Consider the following 20,011-nt stretch of genomic DNA (forward strand, 5'->3'; position numbering starts at 1 on the left):
GTCAGAACGAGAACGCGTACTGGTCGTTGATCTTCTGCTTGACCGCTGTCTCCCGCGGTACGTAGACCGCGTAGAAGTCCTTGCCGCACTCCAGGTCGTCGAGCGCCGCCTTGACCTCCTTGACGAGGTACGGCTTGCCCTGCTGCGGCGTGAGCTCCGGCATCTGGAACTCCCTGGTGTCCTTCGTCATCTTCGGACCGCCGGGCGGGTCGCCCATCTGCTCGCGGCCGAGCGCGCCCAGCTGGTCCATGAACAGGTCCTCGCCGCGCCGCGCCAAGGCCGTCGGCTTGGTGTCGCTGACGGTGTAGCCCTTGCCCTTCAGGCAGGTGGCCATGGAGCCGGACAGCTCCACCAGCTTGGGGTCGCCGTCGAGCTCGGCGGCCTTCGCCCGTTTGAACGCCTTGGCGAACAGGCCGATATATTCGATGTTCGACTTGATGGACACGCCGAGGACCTGCTTGCCCGCCACGCCTATGCAGGCGTCCTTGGCCGTGTTGTAGGCCTCGTACTGGGCCCGGGAGAGCCGCCGCGAGAGCTTGACGTTGGGGTCCGCCTGGATCCCCTCCTGCAGCGACTCGATCCCGATCTCCTTGGGATAGACGTGCTGGGAGAAGATCCCGAACCCGAATTTCTCGCGATACTCCCGCATCGCCTGGTAGTCGCCGGAGACGAGCTTGCGCTCCTGCTCGGTCTCCTGCTTCTCCGGCTTCACGTACGGCACGTACGTGAAGCCCTTCTGCTTCATGCAGTCGGCCTTGGCCGCTTCGAACTGGTGTCTCTTGTCCTTGGCCGCGGCGGCCGGGCTAGAACTCTGCGCCGCGGGCTGGGCGCTGTCCGCGGCGCCCCCGCAACCGCAGAGCACGGCCGCAGAGAACGACATGGCAAGGGCCAGACGGGATCTCTTAAGCATGGCGGAGACCATACTCCGTTGAACGAAGCATCGTCAATCGAGACAGTGCCGCCGCGGGCGGAAGGGCGCGAAGGCGGCGGCCACGACCAGCAGGACGAGGACACCTCCGTAGGCGACGTGCTGCCTGGTCAGATACTCGGCGTGCAGGGTCAGGTCCCCGCACACCACCAGCAGGTAGATGCCCGCGCCCAGCGCCCACCGGTGATCGCGCGCCAGGTAGCCGCCCGCCGTCCCGAAGGCGAAGAGCGTCACCTCCACGATCACCCTGCTCAGGCTGACCGGGAACATCTCCCCCTCCGCCAGCCACTCGGGGCCGGCCCAGGCGACGAGCACGACCACCGCCCACCACCACCATGACCTGGCCCGCGGCGCTCGCCGCAGCGACGCGAGCACCGCCAGGCCGGCCAGCACGATCGCATAGGCGCCTGCCACCAGGTACGGGTCGCTGTTCTGGAACAGGGCGCGGTCGGTGAGCAGGTCCGGCGAGACCGGCAGCAGGGTCACGTCGAAGAACTGCCGGCCGCCCGCGATCATCACCGCCTTGACGCCGGCGAGGAGGGTGAGCGGGAACGCCGTGCGCACCCATCCGCGCAGGATCGCCAGCAGGGCCAGCGCCGACACCAGCGTCCACAGCGGCAGCGCACCCGCGTACGGGAGCAGCGCGGCCAGGTTCACCGCCGCGACGGCCGTGACACCTAAGTGCAGGCCGTCCTCCCAGGCGCTGCCGGTCGCCCGGGACACGATGCGGCTGCGCACGCCGCCCGTCAGCAGCCCCCACGCCTCCCTGAGCACGGGGACCGTCCGGCCGGGGGCGGCCGACTCCAGCAGGACGTCCAGCAGCTCGTCGCCGTGCGCCCTGCGGTACTGCCGGGGATAGGCGAGCATCAGCCTGCGGTAGCGCCGTTCGAGTGCCGGGGCGCCTTCCGGATGGAGCGCCGTCATGTGCTGGACGGCCGCAGGACGAGGGAGGCGGCCGCCTGCATCCGTCTGGCCTCGGCCTCCACCAGGGCCTGGCCTTCGTCGGTGATCCGGAAATACCGCCGGTTGCGGCCGTTGACCGTCTCCTCGCGGTCCACGATGATCACTCCGCGTTCGTTCAGGCGCTCCAGGATGCCGTAGAGGGTGCCGACCGAGGGCTGCACCCGGCCCCCCGACAGCTCCTTGATCGACTTGCTGATCGCGTGTCCGTGCAGCGGGCCCGCGCGCAGCGCGGTGAGCACGAAGTACATCGGCTCGCTGACTTCTGACGTTCCCCTGGGCATGGGGTGACATTATTCCGTTCAACGGAGCGTTCGCAACGCCCGGCAGGCTGCCGGGCGTCGCGAACGCACCCCATCACTTGCAGCGATCGCCGTTCAGGTGGAAGACCTCCGGGGCCGGGTTGGGGCCCGAGGCGTTCGCGCCGTTGAAGCCGAACGTCACCGACCTGCCCGGCCTGATCTTGCCGTTCCAGCCCAGGCTCTTGGCCGTCACCGTCGCGCCGGACTGCGTCAGCGTCGCGCCCCAGCCGTCGCGGACGCGCTGCCCGCCCAGGAAGGACCAGCGCAGGCTCCAGCCGTCCACCGTCTCCTTGCCGGTGTTCTCGATCACGACCTGGCTGGTGAAGCCACCGGGCCACGCGCCGTGCGCGGAGTAGCGGACCCGGCAGTCCGAGCGCCCGCTCTTGTCGGTCAGGAACGCCGAGACCCAGGCCAGCGGGGAGTTCCAGTTGATGGTCAGCTCGTTCGTCGCCCAGGACTCGATGTCGTCGATGTAGCAGAACTGCGGCTTGCAGCCCTGGAGCAGCCGCTGGGCGAGCGGGTCCTGGATGGCGGAGTTGGGGCCGCCGGCCAGCGTGCCGCGCGGCGGGCTGGGCAGGGCGGGGTCGAGCTGGTGGGAGTACCAGCGGCTGTGCTGGTTCTTCGAGGCCACCTCGCCGTAGCCGGTCACGTACGACTGGTTGAGCGCGTTGCGGCCGAGCAGGTAGTCCATGCCCTCACGTACGGCCGCCCGGTACTTCTCCTGCCCGGTCAGGTCGTAGGCCGTGGCCAGGACGACCAGGTTGTTCAGCACCAGGTTGTTCGAGCCCCAGTCGAAGTCGGGCGGGTTGTACGGCAGCCCGTACGGGTGCGCCCGCTGGATCGCCAGGTACTTCTCGGCCCCTTCGGTCACCGACTGCCGCACCCGCGCCCGGTCGGGCAGCCCGTTGGGCACGGTCGCCAGGTCCAGGCGGCCGAGCTGGGCGGTGTTGCCCCAGTCGAAGCCGCGATCGCGCCAGATGTCGCCCGTGTGGTGCGGCGAGGCCAGCACGAAGTCCTTGAACTCCTGCTCGCCCGTCGTGATGTACAGCTCCGCCGCCGCCCAGTAGAACTCGTCGCTCACGTCGCCGTCGCTGTAGGAGCCGCCGCCGATGCCGTCGCTCGGGTCGGCGTACTTCGCCGGGTTGGCCTTGGCCGCCGTCCACGCCTTGCGGGCCGCCTTGAGGTTCCTGGCGGCGAACTCCGCGTCATAGGGGGCGTACAGCCGGGCCGCCTGCGCCGCCGTCGCGGCCAGGTTGAGCGTGGCCGCCGTCGAGGCCGGGTGCAGCTCGCGCAGCTGCGGGTCCAGGTGCGGCAGCAGCGGCAGGCCCGTCCAGTTCTGGTCGTGGATCTTGTGGTGCGCCATGCCCGCCAGCGGCTTGCCGTCCGGCACCTGCATGCTCAGCAGGAACTCCTGCTCCCACCGGGCCTCGTCCAGAATGTCCGGCCGGCCGTTGCCGCTCTCCGGGATGGCGAGCTGGCCGTCCTTGAAGGCCGCCCTGTCCCGCTCGTACGCGGCCATGAGCTGGTAGACCGAGATGCCGCCGTTGACGACGTACTTGCCGTGGTCGCCGGCGTCGTACCAGCCGCCCTTGACGTTCAGCGAGTAGTCGCAGACGCCCGGCTGGCAGGGCACGTTCACGTCACCCTGGTTCGGCGCGACGCCGGCGTGCCCGGCGGGTCTGGCGTAGCCGGGCCTGAGGCTGTCGAGGATCTCGATGCCGCTGCGCTGGGTGTAGTAGAACTTCAGGGCGTCGGCCGGCAGCGCGTCGTAGATGTCCGCGCCGATGTCGAACGGCCTGCTCGTCTCGCCGTCCGCCGTCAGCGTGTAGCCCTTGCCCGGCTTGCGGTAGGAGCCGAAGTCGAGCGTGTGCACGTTCTGGCCCGAGCTGGTGTCCACGCCCTTCGGCGCGGTCCTGCCGCCGGCGACCGTTTCCTTGCCGTCGTTCTTGAGCTCCCACTCCAGCGGCTGGGTCGCCTCCGTCACGACGGTGGCCTTCTTCGGGCCAGAAGGGAGGTAACCGACCATGTTGACGCGGACGCGCGGGCCCGTGTCCGGCTCGTACACCTCCGGCTCGGCGCCGCCCTTGAGCGACACGTCGTCCATGCAGAACCTCCAAGGCTCGGCGCTGCCGCCCAGCTGGAAGGCGACCTGGGCGTTGGGCAGCGACACGGGGGCGGTGAACGTGTAGGAGTAGTCGTTGCCCGAGACGCTCAGCTCGGGGTTGGCCGCCAGATACTGCGTCCACGGGTCCACCGGGAGCTGGATCAACGCCCTGCCGACCTTGCCTGGGGTCGCGGAGGCGCTGAACCCGTACGCGTAGGTCTCGCCCGCCACCAGCGGGAGGTTGTCCTGGCCGATGATGACGTCCCACGGGTTGGTGGTCCCGCCCGGGATGTCGGCGCAGAGGCGGCCGTCGTCCACGGCCAGGGTGAGGTTGGCGGTGCCCCACCAGGGGGCGGTGCCGGCGTCGAAGGTGCCGTTCACGATCTGCTCGGGTCCCTCGTCGGCGGCCTGGGCGGCCGGGGCGGGGGACAGGGCGACCATGGTGATCAGGGCCAGTAAGGCGGCCCGGCTTCGGGTCATGGAGGTCCTTCAAGGGGTGGGAGCGCTCCCAATGGAGCCACCCGATCCTCCTTTCCCGCCGCCGCTCCCGTCAACGCCTGCGCACCATGCTTCCTGGAAGACGGTGAAACTTTCACCCGGGTTCGGCTGGGCCGGTGCGCCGCGTCGGTTTCGCGAGGTGGCGGGCCAGCTCGTCCGCCCTGCGGCGGTCGTAGGGGACGGCCAGGCGTTCCGCCGCCGCTCTGGCCTGCTCGGCCGTCCGCCTGGCCGCCCGCCGCCGGCCCGTCGCGGCCAGGACCAGGGCGCGGGCCCAGCCGATCCTGGCGGCGGCGCCGGGGTTGCGGGCGGCGTACTTGGACAGGCAGGCGAGCAGCGTACGTGCGGCCGGCTTGCCGGGGCGGGGGCTGAGCTGCCCGAACAGCTCGGCCAGGCCTGACCAGCATTCGAGCATGCCGGGCTGCACCGACGGCAGCTCCTCGGCCAGGGCCAGCACACGGCCGAGCACCGCCCACGCCTGCTCCTGCGCTTCGCAGCCGATGGGATCTTGGGATGCGAGGGCGGCGACGGGGTCGGGGGTGGTGGGGGTCTCCGGGGTGCGGAGGGAGAGGCGGGCGGAGGCGGTCAGGAGGCGCATCTCCTGGGTCACCCGCAGGGCGGGACCGTCCCGCAGGCCGAGCTCCTCCTCGTGCGTACGGCGGCGCTCGGTCGACAGGCGGGCGGCCGCGAGCACCCGCCTGATCCGCTCGGCCGGAACCTCGTCCATCCGCAGCAACGCCTCGGCCTGGCCGGTCAGGCACCAGTAACGGCCGATGTCGTCGCCCACCCGGGTGACCGCCAGCTCCTCCGTGGTGGCGAACAGCTCCACCGCCCCCGCGAAGTCCCCCTGCCAGAGGGCGGTCTCGGCGAGCAGGCCCGCACAGTTCTCCGCCATCCGGGGATCGAGGGTCCTGGCCCGCCCCTCACCGAACGACCGCCGCGCCGCCTCGAACGCCCCCGCACCGAGCTGGTCGAGCCCACGAGACAACAGGGCACGATTCGCCGCGTCGCCAGAGTGCTCGCCCACCTCCGAGGCTCGCCTGGCGTCGCCGGAGCGCTCACAGGTCCGCTCGGCTCGCGTGGCGTCGGCGGCCGGTGGCCAGCTGGGGTGCGTGGCGTCGCCGGCCGGCGTCCGGTTGGCGCGTGCGGCGTCGCCGGATTGCTCGATGGCGGCCAGGGCCCGGTCCGCGAGTGTGCCGTAGCGGGTGGCCAGACGATGGCGGCCGGCCAGGCGGGCGATCGTGGCGAAGTTCGCGTACGCCTCCGCGCGCAGCGCCGGCTCGCCCGCCCGCTCGGCGGCGTTGAGCTGCCGGAGCGAGGCGGCCAGCATCGTGGGCAGGTCCTGCTGGTGATAGGCGAGCCGGGCGAGCAGCGACAACGCCTGCGCGGCCTCGCCACAGCCCGCCGGATCGCGCCTCGACGGCACGAGCCCGCGCAGGCCCCGGCGACCCGCCGACGTCCCGAGCCCGCGCAGCACCCGGCGATCCGCCGACGGCACGAGCCCGCGCAGCACCCGGCGACCCGCTGCCGGCAGGAGGTGGCGGAGGGCCTGGAGGGCGGGGGGCAGGAGCCGGCGCGTGGCTGGGCGGGCGGCAATCGGGGCGAGGCGGTGGGTGAGCTGGCGGGCGGCGGCGGTGAGCATGGCGGTCCGGAGGCGGCCGGGGGAGTGCGGCAAAGGCTCGCCCAGCGCGTCGAGCGCGGCCCTGGCCAGCCGGGTGGCCTCAGGCTCCCTGGCGAGCTGGTACGCGCTGACCCCCGCCATCCGCGACCACCGGGCCCGCAGCCACGGCGACTCCGGCGTACGCGCGAGATGCCGCCTGACGATCGCCCCCGACTCCTCGTACAGGCGCAGCCGCAGGCACAGCGCCCAATAGCGGTCCAGGAACCGGGGCTCGCCCGAGGCCGCCCAGGCCAGCCGCACGTTGTCCATCTCGGCCCCGAGCACCCCGGTGACCTCGGTGTCCGAGCCGTCCTGGAGGGCGTTCGCGTGCCGGTCGAGCAGGCGGGCGAAGTGGGCGGCGTGCCTGGCGCGTACCGACTGCCGGGTCCTGCGGTCCTCCGCCAGGTGAGCGGCGGCGAACTGCTGGATGAGCGGGTGGAGGGCGTACCGGCCCGAGGGGGTCAGGTGGAGCACGCTGTGGTCCACCAGGCGGACGAGCGTCGGCGGGCTGGTGCGGGCGACCTCCAGGGCCGAGCGCAGGGTGCAGCCGCCGCCGAACACCGACAGCGCGGCCAGCGCCTGCCGCCCGGCCGGGTCCAGGAGCTCCCAGGAGGTCTCGAACACCGTGCGCATGCTCGCGTGGCGCGAACGCGCGGACGGGCAGGCGGTGGACAGCAGCCCCGTGGTGACGCCGAGCCGCTGGGCCAGGTCGGCGCACGGGATGGCGCGCAGCAGGCTGGCGGCCAGCTCGATGGCCAGCGGCAGGCCGCCGGTCGCGGCGCAGATCGCGGCCACCATGGCGGCGTCGCGGTCGGGGTCGAACGCCGGTTGCGCCCTGACCGCCCTGGCCGCGAACAGCGCCTCGGCGGCCGGCGCGGGCAGCGCCCGTACAGGGACGACCGTCTGACCTGGCAGGTCCAGCCGGCGCCGGCTCGTCGCCAGGACGCGCACGTCCGCCGCGGTGCGCAGGATCTCGGCGATGACCATGTCGAAGGCGGGCACGTGTTCGAGGTTGTCCAGTACGAGCAGGACGCGCCGCCTGGTCAGGGCCGCGAGCAGGAGCTCCAGGGCGGGGCGCGGCGGCGACAGGTCCACGTCCAGCCGGCGGGCCAGCGTGGTCACGGCCGCCTCCGGCCGTACGCCCGCGAACGACACGAACGCCACCTCCTGGCAGCCGTCCGCGGCGGCGATGGCCAGCCGGGTCTTGCCGATCCCGCCCTGGCCGAGGAGGGTGACCAGGCGTTCGCGCGCCAGCAGCCGCTGGAGGCGCAGGACGTCGGCGTCCCTGCCGATCAGGTCCGTGCCGGGGACGGGCAGGGGCGCGCGGCGGGCGGGGGCGGGCCGGGGCGCCAGCTCCCGTCTGACGGCCCGGGTTTCGGACGCTGGTTCGACGCCCAGCTCGGCGGCCAGGCGGCGGCGCAGGTCCTCGTAGCAGGTCAGCGCCGCGGCCCGGTTGCCCGCCCGGGCGAGTGACACCATGAGCAGGCGATGCGCCTCCTCGTCGAACGGGTCCAGCGCGGCCACGATGCGCGCGAGCCGCACGATCGTGGCCGTGCTCACGGTCGGGGAGGGCTCGTTCGCGGCGGTGCGCACCAGCAGTTCGCGTAACAGCAGGCGGACGCGGTGCCGTTCTGCGTCCAGCCACCCGGTGAAGGCGGGGGCGTCGCCGAAGCAGACGCCGTCCAGGAACTCCCCGCGCCACAGCCGCAGCGCCTGCGCCACCGTAGGGGCCCGGGTGAAGTGCAGGTGGTCCACGAAGCAGGCGTCGTCCGCGCGGAAGCTCACGTCGTCGCGGGTGATGTCCAGCCAGCCGCCCACCGCGCCGCGCAGCTCCGACAGAGACAGCCGCAGGCTGCCCCTGGCGTTGGCGTCGGGACGCTCGCCCCACAGCAGCCCGGCCAGCTCGGCCCGCGGGCGCGGCCCAGGGGTGGCGGCCAGGTAGCAGAGCAGGGCCCGCGTCTTGGCCGAGCGGATGCCCACGGGCGCCCCTCCGACGGCCAGGTCGGGCGGGCCAAGCAGCAGCAGGGTCAGCGAGTCTCCCATATTCGGATGAGCGTAGGCACGGGCCGCCTGATCGGCTGCGGAAAAGGGCACGGATGGCACGTGCCCTGTGTCACTGACCTGCGCTCTCACGATGCGCTCACGATGGCTTCCGCATTCTGATGCCGCGTTCGGCAAACGTTGCGGAACGCATGGAACATCGAAGGAGCAGGCAGCATGCACTCTCACAAGCTGATCGCCGCCCTCGCCCTGGCAACAGGCCTGGCCGCACCGGTAGCGCTGACCGCGAGCCCGGCCGCCGCCGCCATGGCCAGCTCATGCACCGTCACCCTCTACGACATCGACGCGTTCAACGTGGCGGAGCCGGACGGCCGGGACGAGCTTCGCTTCGAGGTCGGCGGGAACTTGTTCCCCCGGTTCAACTCCAACTGGTTCGGCATGACGGCGGGCAGTGACGGGGATCCCGGCGAGTTCGAGAACCCGTCCGACCTGATCGTCAACAACAACGACGTGACGTTCGACCTGCGCGAGGTCACCCCGCCGGCGGTGGGCCGAGGTGACCGGCTCGGCCTGGCGACGGCCCACGACTCCGTGTGCGACGGGCTCGCCGTGGGCGCCACCGCCATCGAGGAGGACATCATCACCGGAACCGCCGAGACGGCGTACTCGTACTCGGTCAGGCTTCTGCTGACCGGGCGGTAAGCCGGACCGGATGAGGCCCCGCCGGTCTTCCGGCGGGGCCTTCACCAATACCGGATGTTCTGGGAGGGTTCGAGCGTGGTCCGCGCCCTCACCCTGGCCGGGTGGCCCGTGCACGAGCTGCTCGAACGCCAGGCCCCCAAGCTGGCCAGGCAGCTCGTACGCGGTTTCGCCGAGCAGATCCCGCTCTACCGGCGGCTGCCGAAGGAGGAGCTCGATGGCGACATCACGGGCATCACCGAGCACAACCTGCGGCTGATCTCGCGCGTGTTCCGCGACCGCCGTCCGCCGACGAGAGCGGAGCTGGCGCCGTTGCGCGTGTCCGCGGCCCGCAGGGCGCAGGAGGGGGTGCCGCTCGAAGCCCTGCTCGCCGCCTACCACCTGGGCGCGCGCATGGTGTGGGAGCACTTGTTCGAGGCCGCCACGCCCGCCGACTTCGACGACGTCATGGCCGTGAACCGGCTCATCCTGCGCTACATGGAGGCGGTGACGGCGGCCGTGTGCACGGCGTACCTGGAGGAGCGGGAGAGCATGCTCAGCCACGAGCAGCACGCGATGCACGCCGCGGTCTCCGCGCTGCTCGGCGGGGATCGCGCGGGGCTGGCCGGGCTCCGGCTCGCGCCGCGCTACCTGGTGCTGGCCATCGCGGCGGGCCGGCATCCCGACGAGGAGTCGGACGAGCCCGGCGGGGCCATCGCGGGGCGGCGCAAGCTGCACAGGATCAGGAGCGCGCTCCAGCGGCACGCGGCCGAGCCCCTGCTGGCGGCGCTGGACACCACGGGCGGATTCGTCCTCGTCCCGTTGCCGGGCGAGGCGCCGGAGTGGTGCGCGGTCGGTGAGATGGCGGCCGCCGCGGGCAAGTCGGCGGGCGTGCCGGTGTGGGCGGCGGCCGAGTTCGCGCCCTCCTCGGGTGTGCCGGCTGCGGCGAAGCTGGCCGAGGAGGTCCTGGAGGTGGTACGGATCTTCGAGCAGCCGCCGGGCGTCTACCGGCTGGCCGACGTGCTGCTCGAATACCAGCTCACCAGGTCGAGCGAGGCGACCGAGGTGCTCGCCGGGCTGCTCGATCCGCTGCTGGACAATCCCGACCTGTTCAGGACGCTCAAGGCGTATCTGGACACCGGGCTCGACCGGCGGCGCACGGCCGAGCTGCTGCACGTGCACCCGAACACCGTCGACTACCGCCTGCGCCGGGCGGTCAGCCTGACCGGGCTCGACCCGGTGGACCCGGCGCACCTCCAGCGGATCGGCGCCGCGCTGGCCGCCCGCCGCCGGCTCGGCCACCGTACATAGAAGCCCGTCACACGGCGGACACGGCGGCAAAGCCCGTCACACGGCGGACACGGCGGCAAAGCCCGTCACACGGCGGACACGGCGGCCGTCACGATGGTGGCGAAGTTCCGCATGCCCAGCGCGTTCGGGTGGAAGGGCGCGGCGGGTGCGGCCGGGACGTACGGCTCGATCCACCGCACGCCGGGCGACGTGCACGGGTCGTGGCCGGTGCTCGGCGTCTGCAGGTCGATGAAGCCGATCCCGGCCGCGGCGGCCTGCTCGGCCAGCATCCGGTTGAAGTACATGAGGGTGGCCCGGATGTAGTTGGCGTCGGAGCGGATGATCGGGACGCGCGGGTAGCAGCCGTTCTGCGGCGCGTACGTCGCGTAGCCCACCATGAAGACCCTGGCCTGCGGGGCGCGGGCGCGGATGTCGGCGGCCAGAGCGACCAGCGTGGGCCGCAGCGCGTCGGTCTTGAGCCGCCAGGTGTCCTGGCCGTTCTCGATGTAGTCGTCGTTGCAGGCGTCGCCGACGGGCGGGGGCAGCAGGTTCAGGCAGTCCTCGATGAAGCCGGTCAGGCCGACGTCGTTCGCGCCGATCTGCACGGTGACCAGCGTCGTGTCCTGGCTGAGCGCGTTGAGCTGGGGCGGCACGCTGCCGAGGTCGGTGCCCTGAGAGGCGTACATGTCTCCGGTGTCGGCCCCCGAGCAGGTGACGTCGCGGAACGTGCCGGCGCCGATGGCCCGCGCGGTGAGGTGGGCGTAGTTGTGGTCGGAGCGCCAGCAGCCGAGGTCCGGTACGACCTGGTTGGGCACGAGCGGTCCCGAGGCGGCCGAGTCGCCGAGCGCCACGTACACCTCTCCCTGGACGGCGGCGTGCGCGGGCGGCGCGAGGGCCGGCACGAGCAACGCCGCGGCGAGCATGGTGAGCATCCGTCGGACCATGAGGACTCCTTCGGCAGGGGTGGGGGGTGTGGAATCCGTGGTGGTCGGTCAGCGGCGGAAGGGCCCGGTCACCTCGTAGGTGATGCCTCCGGTGCCCGCGGTCTCGCCGCTGGTGCCGCGCTGGGAGGAGAAGTAGAGCCGCGTGCCGTCAGGGGAGAAGGCGGGTCCGGTGATCTCCGACTCGCTCTGGCCGTCGAGCCGCATGACGGGTGCGACGACGCCGTCGGGCGTGATGATGTTGATCTCCATGTTGCCGCCGTCCTCGGCCACGTAGAGATCGCCCGATGGGCGTCCGGTGATGTTGTCGACGCCGTCCAGCGTGCCCGTGCCGTCGTAGATCGCGGACACGGTCTGGCGCGCGGTGTCGTAGGCCCAGACCTTGCGGTCCCCTTTCGCGGTGAAATAGCAGATCCCGGCGGCGTAGTGGCAGCCTTCGCCGCCGCTGAAGTGCCGCGCCGCCGAGACCTGGCGCCTGGTCTGGCGGGCCAGGGTGCCCGGCTGCGGGTCGGGCACGGGACGCCACTCCACGCTGTCGCCGCCGAGGCCGCACAGCACGTCGAGCCGGCCGCCCGACAGGTCGCCCCAGGTCGTGGGCGTGAAGCGGTAGAAGCAGCCGTCGGTCTCGTCCTCGGTCAGGTAGACGACCCGGTGGTCGGGGTCGCAGGCGGCGGCCTCGTGCTTGAAGCGGCCCATGGCGGGGCGGCTCTGGGCCGCGCGCGTGCCGTACGGGTCGGTCTCGTGGACCCGGCCGCGGAAGATCTCCTCACACGACAGCCAGGTGTTCCAGGGGGTGGCGCCGCCGGCGCAGTTGAGGTTGGTGCCGTTCAGCACGCGGTAGGCCCGCTCGATGGAGCCGTCCGCCCTGAACTTGATCGCCGAGGCCCCGCCGATCAGCGGCACCTCGGAGTTGGAGACGTAGATCCAGCCCGTGCCGTCGGCGAAGCAGGCGCCGCCGTCGGGGGCGGGGTGCCAGAGCGTGCCGCCGACGTTCCTGCCCGTCCTGGCCACGATCCGGCCGGTGAAGCCCGTGGGTAACGCCATGCCGTTCGCGTCGGGTGCGCCGAGCGGCCCGTACGGGCTCGGGCCCGCGGACACGGACGCCGCCGCGGCCTCGCTCCACATCGCGCCCGAGAAGGCCACCGCCGCGGAGACGGTGGTGATGAAGGTACGGCGCCGCATCGTGTCTCCACTGGTCGCAGTTCAATTCGCAGACACACGATGAGCCATGCTCGTCATTCTGTGAACTGGACAGCGCAGTAAACTCCAGCGGTCAAATCTGTGACGCCTCACAAAGGGCGTCAGTCGAGTGTGACGGGGCGCCACATCGGCCAGTAGATCGTCCCGTCGGGCAGCGCGAACGACGGGCGTTCCTGATAGCCGTGCCGCGCGTACAGGTCGCGGTTGCGCGGGTCGTTGGCCTCCAGGTAGACGGGCAGGCCGTCCAGCCGGGCATGGTGATGGCGCAGCAGCGCCGCGCCGAGCCCCTGGTTCTGCCGTTTCGGGTGGACCGCGAGGAAGGCCAGGTAATGGCAGGGCTCGGCGGGGTGGTTCGCCGCGAACAGCGCGTCGAGGGCGCGGAAGCGCTCGGCCCACTCCCCGGTGGCCTCGGCCAGGCGGCGCTCGTAGTCCTCGGGGTCGGGCATCGGGGCGTCGCGCGGGAACCAGACCGCCGCCGCGGGACCGTCGTCGACGAGGTCGATCTCGCCGTGCTCGACGGCGTGGTCCACGAGGATCCGGAAGCTGGCGATCATGATCTTGTGGCGTTCGCGCCGATCGGGCACCAGGTAGGCGAGCGACTTGAGCCCGGCGAACGCGGTGGCGATGAGCTCCGCGACCTGCCCCGCGTCCTCGGCCGTGGCGCGGCGGATGTCCGGCCTCATGGCGAAGGTCTCTTTCATGGCCCCGATCTCCTCTTCTAGCGAGTTGTCCGGTATTCCTGTCCTTCTGCTGCTTTGGCGCCCATTCCCACCCGAGCGTAGAGGGCGGGCCTGCTCGCGCGCAGCACGAGCGCCCACACCACCCCGATCGCCGCGGCCACGCCGTAGAGGGCGGGCAGGAGCCACGCCAGCGGATCGCCCTCCGGTACGCCGAGCAGCGCCCAGAAGTTGTCCAGCGCCAGCCACACCATCACGGCCAGCGCCAGCGCGGCGAGCACGGGCGCGATCATCCGCTGGGTGGGCGTCTCGCCGCTCGGCTCACGGGCGAAGAAGGCGATCACCGCCAGGGAGGTGATGAAGATCAGCAGCAGCACGCCGAGCCCGCCGAACGCGCCGCCGTAGAAGAACAGCTGCACCAGCGGGTCGAGCCCCAGAACCGCGTAGATCACGATGACGGCCAGCCCGAACACGCTCTGGGCGATCGACCCCGCCTGGGGCGCACCGCTGCGCGCCCGCGTCCTGCCGAAGATCGCGGGCAGCACGCGCTCGCGGCCGAGTGCGAAGAAGTAGCGGGCGGTGGTGTTGTGGAAGGAGATCATCGCCGCGAACACGCTGGTCAGGAAGAGCACCCTGGCGATGTCCACCACGGTGCCGCCCAGGTGCCCGGCGGCCAGCGCGAAGATGGTGTCCGCCTGGTCGCGCCGCGCGACGGCCACGATGTCCGCCGATCCGATGGCGACCGTCATCGCCCACGACGAGAGCGCGTACAGGAGGGCGATGATCACCACGGCCGAGTACGTCGCCAGCGGCACCGTACGCCGGGGCTCCCTGCTCTCCTCCGAGAACACCACGGACGACTCGAACCCGACGAACCCGAGCGTCGCGATCACCAGGATCGCCCCCACGCCGGGCACGAACAGCGCCCCCGGCGACAGCGTCTCCAGCGCGAGGCCGGAGGCCGCCGGGTTGACCAGGTCGGCGGCGTCGAACAGGAGGATCACCGCCACCTCGGCGGTCAGCAGGATGGCGAGCAGGCGGCCGTTGACATCGACCCGCAGCACGCCCAGCGCCGCCACCAGCGCCCAGGCGACCAGCGCGATCACCCACCAGGGCGGCACCGCGCCCACCCACCGTTCGAGCACCGGGGCCGCCGCCGCGCCGAACGCGCCGTAGAGCGCCGCCTGCAACACGTTGTACGCGATCAGCGCCATCCAGGCGGCCCCGATGCCGGCGGGACGGCCCAGGCCGCGGCTGATGTAGGTGTAGAAGGCGCCGGCGTTGGCCAGGTGCCGCGCCATGGCCACGTACCCGACCGAGAACACCGCCAGCACCAGCCCCACCACCAGGAACGCGATCGGCAGGCCGGTGATCCCGGTGATCGCGTACGCGGTGGTGACCACCCCGGCGACGACGGTCAGCGGCGCGGCGGCGGAAAGGACGAAGTAGACGACCGTCGGCGCGCCGAGCCGGTCGGCGGCGAGTGCGCCGGGGACGGGGTCGGAGCCGGGATGTGCGCTCATCTGATTCCTCTCCACGGGGCCGGGGTGTGCCCCGGCTTGCCCGAGCCGGTCGTGTCCCAGGAGAAGTCATCGCTTTTGCGGGCGACCAGCCTTGCGGCGGCGGAAAGCCGTCCGGCGCAAGGTGTACCAAGAACGCCAGCACCCGGGTAGGCCCCATTTACGAAAGACCGGGACAGTGGCGCGCCCGCATCGGCGTGGACGCGGGCGGGCACGGCAGCTACCTGGCCAACGGCAACGCCTGCGGCGACAGGACGGTGACGGACTTCCTGGTCACCGGGCGGCGGCCGGCGCAGGACACGCTCTGCCGGTGACACCGGAAATTTCACAAATATTGGGAGTGAAGTGCACGCTGTTGAGCCATGCGTAATGTGTTGATATCTGGCCATTAACGGTACGGAAGGTGCACCATGGCGGACCCGTTCGAAGCCTCCATCGAGGAGCTCGCCGATCAGGTGAACCGGCAGGTCCGGCGGGTGCGCGAGACGTACGGGCAGCTCGGCTCCATCGAGTCCACGATGACCTCGGACGACGGGATGATCAGTGTGACCGTGGGGCCGGAGGGCCGGGTGCGCGGGATCGAGCTGAACACGCGGGTGTATCGCAGGCTGTCGCCCTCCGAGCTGTCCGCCGCGCTCATGCGGGAGATCGACCGGGCCGCCGACGACGTCGCCGGGCAGCGCAGACGGCTGATGGAGCCGCTCATGCCGGAGGGGCTGCCGTACGCGGAGGTGTTCGGCGCGGACGCCACGCTGGAGGCATTCCTGCCCAGGCCCGTGGACCCCGCCGCGTGACCGGCTACCGGGTGGACCCGGGGGCGCTGCGCCGCGAGTCCGCCGTCTACGAGGAGCGGCAGCGGAACGCGGAGCGGGCGCGCGACGACCTCCGGGCGGCCTTCGACCGCGACAGGAACACCCTCGGGAACGACGAGTACGGCGCCGAGCTGGCCAAACAGCTGCCGCAGATCGAGGCGGGGCTGTTGGGCGGGCTGCAGGCGTACGTGGACGAGCTGGCCGGCATCGCCGGCGGCCTGCGCGCCGACGCCGGCACCTACGAGCAGGCCGGCGGGTCCCCAACCGGCGGCTCCTGATCGCGCATGGGATTCGACGGGCTCCTCGTCCCCGACTGGGCCAAGCCGTACGTCGGCTGGGTGGTCGGCATGGACTGGCCGAAAGGCGATGAGGACGGCTGCTTCCGTCTCGCCGACGCCTGTGTGACGGCCGCGCACCGGCTCGTCGAGGGCACGGCGGCCGACCTGCCGGGGAGCGCCGCCAAGCTCGGCTCCGACTGGGACGGCGCGGCCCACCTGGCCTTCGCCACCCACGTCGCCGAGGTCGCGGGCGGTCAGGTGGCGGGGCTGGTCAAGCGGCTCATCGACACGGCGGTCGCGCTCAACGGCGTCGGGGTGCAGATCCAGTACGCCAAGTACATGATCGAGGTCACGGTCTGGCTGCTGATCGCGCAGCTCGCGTACCTGCTGGCCGCCGCCCTGGCCAGCGGCGGAGCCAGCCTGGCGCTCATCCCGCCGCGCGTGCAGCTCGCCCGGCTGACGGTGGCGCAGATCGCCAAGCAGGTGCTGCGCAACATCGCGATGTACGCCGGGATCGTGGCGGGGATGGACGCCGGCATCCAGCTCACGCAGGTGGCGCAGGGGCGCAGGGACGGGCTCGACGGGCGGCAACTGGTGGTCTCGGCGCTGAGCGGCGGGGCCATGGGCGGCCTCATGGGGCTGCTGTCGGGCGGGCTGACCCGGCTGGCCACGCCTGCGCTGCGTGCCGGGCTGACCAGCGCGGAGATGGGGACGGCCGAGCGGCTGCTCGCGGCGGCCAGCTCCTCCATCTACGGGCAGGCGGCCCAGTACGCGGTGGCCGGGGGGCTGACGACGGCGGGGACCATGCTGGCGGAGGGGAACTTCAGCTGGGACCTGCTCGCCAAGGGCATCACGTCGAGCGCGCTGGGGGCCGATGGGCAGCACCTGAACACGGTGCTGCCGCATGGGGGTGGCGCGTCCCCGCTGACCTCGCCGTACACGTCCCCCTCCACCCCCGACCCGACCCCGCCCCCCACCTTCCACCCCGCCCCCGCTTCCACCTCCCACTCCGCTTCGACTCCCACCTCAGACCCCAGCCCGAACCCCGGCCCCGGCTCGGCCCACGGCTCGGCCTCCGGCCCCTCTTCCGGTCCTGGCCACGACGTCGCCCCAAGCCCTGGCCCCCACGCCGGTCCGGGCCCCGGCACCGGCGTCGATTCGGGTCCCGCCGCTGACGCGAGCTCCGCAGCGGGCCCTGTCCCTTCGTCCGGCCCGAGCCGGGGCACCTCGCTGAGCCAGGTCGCCGACCTCTACGCGGCACTCCACGCCGACCCCGCCAGCCAGCCCACTCCCGCGCACGGCCCGCCCACCAACCCTCCCCCCGGTGCGGGGCCCCCGCCGGACGCGCGGCCGCAAGCCACCCAGGACGGCCCATCCCACCAGCCGCCCGATCGCGGAGTAAGCACCCCGCCGCACTCACCGGCAAGACGCGGCGAGGCCGAGCCGCCGGCCACGGCTCGCCCCGGCGACGCCCACCCGTCGCGTCCGGGCGACGTGCAACCCGCGCGCCCCGAGGAGGCCCGGCCGACGCGTCCGGGCGACGTGCCACCCACACGATCGGGGGAGGTGCAGCCGTCTCGCGTGGACGCCCAGCCCGCACGTGCGGGGGACGTGCAGTCCGTGCGCCCTGGAGATGACCAGCCGGCGCATCCGGGGGAGGTGCCGCCGGCGCGTCCCGGTGACGCTCAGGCGCCACCCCCGGCGGGGGACGTGGGCGGCTCCTCCGTCAAGCCGGATGCGGTGACCGAGCAGGCGACGGCGTCGGAGGCCCCCAACACAGCTCCCAACACAGCTCCCAACGCGGCCCCCAACACGGCCCCCAACGCGGTCCCCAGTGCTGCGGTCCCCGACACGGCCCAGAATGCGGGTGGCACGCGGGCGCCGTTCGACTTCGAGCGCTTCTACAACGACCCCCGCTGGTCCGCCGACGCCACCAAGTTCGAGCAACGCCTGGGCGCGTACTACTTCAACCACCCCCACTCCCTGGACGCCGCCCGCGTCGCGCTGGGCAAGCTGCGGGACGTCCTGCACACCCTCACCCCACGGGAGCCGGGCGAGCACCCCACCGCATTCGCCCGCCGCGTCGAGAGCGCGTTCTTCAGCAACGACCACACCAGCTCCGGCCAGGCGGGCAGGACCGGCGGCGTGACGGTGGACGACCTGCTCACGCACGGCAACGTACGCGAGCTCGTGACCGCCATCTACAACGGCGCCTACTTCAACCGCCACAACCCGCACATCTTCGGCACAGCCCTGCTCGACATCATGGATCGCAACCGCTGGATCGACGCCCACACCGCCGGGCTGGACGTAGACGCGGTACGCCGGGCCCATCACCAGCTCGACCAGCGGATGCACCGCCCGATCCTGGGCCGCCTGGAGAGCAGGTTCACCAGCATGTACACGTTCACCCGCGACCCCTTCGGCACCGGGAACGTCGGCATGCTGTCGGAACGCGGCGCGCGCGACGTCGCCGAGATCATCGCGAGCCAGCTCAGCCGCCGCGACCGCACCGAGGAGGAGATCCAGCGGCTCGGCCTCAACACCACCCCCGGCGAGTACGCGCGCAGAGGAGCCCCGCTGGGCAGGTTCGAGCGGCAGTTCCTGGAGTCGGTGCTCGGCGAGCCGCTGCGCCAGGACACGCCGCTGCCCTGGCGGGAGGGCGTGACCTCGCACGAGACCACGTCGGGCCGGTGGGCGAAGAAGGTGACGAGCGAGGGCTTCCCGGTGATCGACGGCGTCTCGGCGACGACCTCCAAGATGCTGACGGCGATCAAGTTCCTCGGCCTCGGCCCGGTGCTGAACGAGCGCTTCCTCGGGGCACTGATGGCGTGGATGCTGCCGAGCCGGGACCACTCGCTGTTCGAGATCGCCAGGGGCGCGCAGATCGCGGACGTGGGCGGGATGCGGCTGGAGCCCGGCGCCCGCCCCTCCGCCGCGGACTTCTACCGCAGCCTGCCCGGCCTGGACCTGGGCACGTTGCGGCGGGAGATCCTGCCCGACGGCATGTTCCCGCACGAGTCACGATATTTCGGCCAGGCCACCGACCCGCACGGCTTCTCCGAGACGCAGCACCCCAAGGTCCGCGACAACGCCGCCACCCTCTGGCCGCAGCTCGAAAGCGGCCGCGTGACCGACCCCGACCTCGCACGCTGGCTGGACCGCAACGGCGTGGACGCCGCGGACCCGGCCCAGGTACGTGCGCTGGGCGAGCGGCTGTCGCCCGCGCATGTGATGGCGCTGACCGTGTACACCCGGCACAGCCACTACCTGATCAACAACGTGACGCGCACCCAGCTCTGGACCGCCGGAGCGTCGGAGCCGGTCGTCCGCCGCCGGATGGTGGACAAGGTCAACCAGCTCGTCGAGAACTACCTGGACAACCTCGCCACCGACCGCAAACCCCTGCCGCTCCCGCTGGCGTTGCGCCCGCTCCTGCACGTGGGCGACGGGCACCTGAAGTCGAGCTCGCCCCTGAACTCGGTCGCCCGGTCCTACGTCGACGCGTCCCGCCGTACGGACGAGGCCGCGCAGCGGTTCGCCGACCTGCGGCCTGAGGGCCGTACGGGGGGACGTACCGAGGAGGTGCGGCAGGCGGGCAAGGACCTCAGGGACGCGCGCAGGGAGCGGCAGGCGGCCTGGAACGCGATCAAACAGCAGGTCGGCCAGGCGACACCCCGCCTGTACGACGAGATGCGCTGGCACGCCGACATGGTGCACGACGCCATGGCGCAGCTTCCAGCGGTCGGTACGCCCGAACGTCCCGTACAGGCGTACCGGGGCGACTGGATCACGCCGGTGCACTCGCCGATCTACGGCTCGAAGTGGCAACCGCGCGGGACCGCCCGCGAGTTCCTCAGCGTGAGCAAGCTGCTGGAGGTGGCGATCAGGTTCATGGCGGAGAACCCGGCGAGCGACCGCAAGGTCCTGGTCGTCTACCGGCTCACCGGGCAGCAGGCCAGGGACGTGTCCGTCTTCTCCTCCTTCGCGCAGGACGAGGAGGCCGTCTTCCCGCCGCATTCGCGCACGCACCGCGTGGACGATCCTGAGCTGGCCGTGAGCCTGCGCGCCGAGGTGAACCGGCTGGCCGCCGACATGGTCGCCCGCGGTGTGATCCCGGAGGCGCCGCGGTCCTATGAAATCATCGTGATGGAGGAGGGCTGAC

General features: G+C 72.2%; 15 protein-coding genes. 6 read left to right on the plus strand and 9 right to left on the minus strand.

Translation table 11 applies throughout. From position 1 onward, the window contains the following. Window position 1: 1 nt before the first annotated feature. The 5 genes from ABEA43_RS12970 to ABEA43_RS12990 all read right to left on the minus strand — a co-directional run bounded on the left by ABEA43_RS12970 (window position 2) and on the right by ABEA43_RS12990 (window position 8,492). Complete coding sequence (locus ABEA43_RS12970) at window positions 2-910, minus strand: hypothetical protein (protein ID WP_345561468.1); 909 nt, start codon at window positions 908-910, stop codon at window positions 2-4. A gap of 33 nt (window positions 911-943) precedes the next feature. After that, a complete protein-coding gene (locus ABEA43_RS12975) occupies window positions 944-1,852 on the minus strand; it encodes a hypothetical protein (protein WP_345561470.1) in 909 nt (302 codons plus the stop codon). Beyond that, window positions 1,849-2,172: a PadR family transcriptional regulator gene (locus ABEA43_RS12980; RefSeq protein ID WP_345561472.1), complete on the minus strand. Its 324-nt coding sequence runs from the start codon at window positions 2,170-2,172 to the stop codon at window positions 1,849-1,851. Before ABEA43_RS12980 ends, ABEA43_RS12975 begins: the two co-directional genes overlap by 4 nt. A gap of 73 nt (window positions 2,173-2,245) precedes the next feature. Then, the gene (locus ABEA43_RS12985) at window positions 2,246-4,774 is read right to left on the minus strand and encodes a glycoside hydrolase family 9 protein (protein ID WP_345561474.1); all 2,529 of its coding nucleotides are present in this window, start codon (window positions 4,772-4,774) and stop codon (window positions 2,246-2,248) included. Window positions 4,775-4,886: 112 nt separating this feature from the next. Beyond that, the gene (locus ABEA43_RS12990; RefSeq protein WP_345561476.1) at window positions 4,887-8,492 is read right to left on the minus strand and encodes an ATP-binding protein; all 3,606 of its coding nucleotides are present in this window, start codon (window positions 8,490-8,492) and stop codon (window positions 4,887-4,889) included. Between the two features lie 174 nt (window positions 8,493-8,666). Here ABEA43_RS12990 and ABEA43_RS12995 point away from each other — a divergent pair, with 174 nt between their 5' ends. Both ABEA43_RS12995 and ABEA43_RS13000 read left to right on the plus strand, forming a co-directional pair. After that, on the plus strand, window positions 8,667-9,152 hold the full coding sequence (locus ABEA43_RS12995; protein ID WP_345561478.1) for a hypothetical protein: 486 nt from the start codon (window positions 8,667-8,669) through the stop codon (window positions 9,150-9,152). 54 nt (window positions 9,153-9,206) lie between these two features. After that, complete coding sequence (locus ABEA43_RS13000; protein ID WP_345561480.1) at window positions 9,207-10,439, plus strand: PucR family transcriptional regulator; 1,233 nt, start codon at window positions 9,207-9,209, stop codon at window positions 10,437-10,439. Between the two features lie 65 nt (window positions 10,440-10,504). On the opposite strand, the gene ABEA43_RS13005 is transcribed toward ABEA43_RS13000, so the two are convergent. From ABEA43_RS13005 to ABEA43_RS13020, 4 genes are all read right to left on the minus strand, one after another. Then, window positions 10,505-11,362: an SGNH/GDSL hydrolase family protein gene (locus ABEA43_RS13005; RefSeq protein WP_345561482.1), complete on the minus strand. Its 858-nt coding sequence runs from the start codon at window positions 11,360-11,362 to the stop codon at window positions 10,505-10,507. Window positions 11,363-11,410: 48 nt separating this feature from the next. Then, complete coding sequence (locus tag ABEA43_RS13010) at window positions 11,411-12,541, minus strand: alkaline phosphatase PhoX (protein ID WP_345561484.1); 1,131 nt, start codon at window positions 12,539-12,541, stop codon at window positions 11,411-11,413. A gap of 119 nt (window positions 12,542-12,660) precedes the next feature. Beyond that, the gene (locus ABEA43_RS13015) at window positions 12,661-13,260 is read right to left on the minus strand and encodes a GNAT family N-acetyltransferase (RefSeq protein ID WP_345561486.1); all 600 of its coding nucleotides are present in this window, start codon (window positions 13,258-13,260) and stop codon (window positions 12,661-12,663) included. 17 nt (window positions 13,261-13,277) lie between these two features. Next, window positions 13,278-14,759, minus strand: coding sequence for an APC family permease (locus tag ABEA43_RS13020; RefSeq protein ID WP_345561488.1), 1,482 nt, complete (start codon window positions 14,757-14,759; stop codon window positions 13,278-13,280). Window positions 14,760-14,953: 194 nt separating this feature from the next. On the opposite strand from ABEA43_RS13020, the gene ABEA43_RS13025 reads away from it, so the two are divergent. The 4 genes from ABEA43_RS13025 (at window position 14,954) to ABEA43_RS13040 (ending at window position 20,010) form a co-directional block, all read left to right on the plus strand. Then, a complete protein-coding gene (locus ABEA43_RS13025; RefSeq protein WP_345561490.1) occupies window positions 14,954-15,070 on the plus strand; it encodes an alpha/beta hydrolase in 117 nt (38 codons plus the stop codon). Window positions 15,071-15,166: 96 nt separating this feature from the next. After that, the gene (locus tag ABEA43_RS13030) at window positions 15,167-15,550 is read left to right on the plus strand and encodes a YbaB/EbfC family nucleoid-associated protein (protein ID WP_345561492.1); all 384 of its coding nucleotides are present in this window, start codon (window positions 15,167-15,169) and stop codon (window positions 15,548-15,550) included. Continuing rightward, window positions 15,547-15,846, plus strand: coding sequence for a hypothetical protein (locus ABEA43_RS13035; protein ID WP_345561494.1), 300 nt, complete (start codon window positions 15,547-15,549; stop codon window positions 15,844-15,846). Before ABEA43_RS13030 ends, ABEA43_RS13035 begins: the two co-directional genes overlap by 4 nt. 6 nt (window positions 15,847-15,852) lie before the next feature. Beyond that, window positions 15,853-20,010, plus strand: a complete 4,158-nt coding sequence (locus tag ABEA43_RS13040) for a WXG100-like domain-containing protein (RefSeq protein ID WP_345561496.1) — start codon at window positions 15,853-15,855, stop codon at window positions 20,008-20,010. Window position 20,011 lies beyond the last annotated feature (1 nt).

The sequence above is a fragment of the Nonomuraea rosea genome (assembly GCF_039539705.1).
GTDB classification, from domain to species: Bacteria; Actinomycetota; Actinomycetes; order Streptosporangiales; family Streptosporangiaceae; genus Nonomuraea; species Nonomuraea rosea.

Coding starts and splice junctions, on each gene's coding strand:
- ABEA43_RS12970 (WP_345561468.1), bottom strand. CDS start 910: ATGCTTAAGAGATCCCGTCTGGCCCTTGCCATGTCGTTCTCTGCGGCC.
- ABEA43_RS12975 (WP_345561470.1), bottom strand. CDS start 1,852: ATGACGGCGCTCCATCCGGAAGGCGCCCCGGCACTCGAACGGCGCTAC.
- ABEA43_RS12980 (WP_345561472.1), bottom strand. CDS start 2,172: ATGCCCAGGGGAACGTCAGAAGTCAGCGAGCCGATGTACTTCGTGCTC.
- ABEA43_RS12985 (WP_345561474.1), bottom strand. CDS start 4,774: ATGACCCGAAGCCGGGCCGCCTTACTGGCCCTGATCACCATGGTCGCC.
- ABEA43_RS12990 (WP_345561476.1), bottom strand. CDS start 8,492: ATGGGAGACTCGCTGACCCTGCTGCTGCTTGGCCCGCCCGACCTGGCC.
- ABEA43_RS12995 (WP_345561478.1), top strand. CDS start 8,667: ATGCACTCTCACAAGCTGATCGCCGCCCTCGCCCTGGCAACAGGCCTG.
- ABEA43_RS13000 (WP_345561480.1), top strand. CDS start 9,207: ATGTTCTGGGAGGGTTCGAGCGTGGTCCGCGCCCTCACCCTGGCCGGG.
- ABEA43_RS13005 (WP_345561482.1), bottom strand. CDS start 11,362: ATGGTCCGACGGATGCTCACCATGCTCGCCGCGGCGTTGCTCGTGCCG.
- ABEA43_RS13010 (WP_345561484.1), bottom strand. CDS start 12,541: ATGCGGCGCCGTACCTTCATCACCACCGTCTCCGCGGCGGTGGCCTTC.
- ABEA43_RS13015 (WP_345561486.1), bottom strand. CDS start 13,260: ATGAAAGAGACCTTCGCCATGAGGCCGGACATCCGCCGCGCCACGGCC.
- ABEA43_RS13020 (WP_345561488.1), bottom strand. CDS start 14,759: ATGAGCGCACATCCCGGCTCCGACCCCGTCCCCGGCGCACTCGCCGCC.
- ABEA43_RS13030 (WP_345561492.1), top strand. CDS start 15,167: ATGGCGGACCCGTTCGAAGCCTCCATCGAGGAGCTCGCCGATCAGGTG.
- ABEA43_RS13040 (WP_345561496.1), top strand. CDS start 15,853: ATGGGATTCGACGGGCTCCTCGTCCCCGACTGGGCCAAGCCGTACGTC.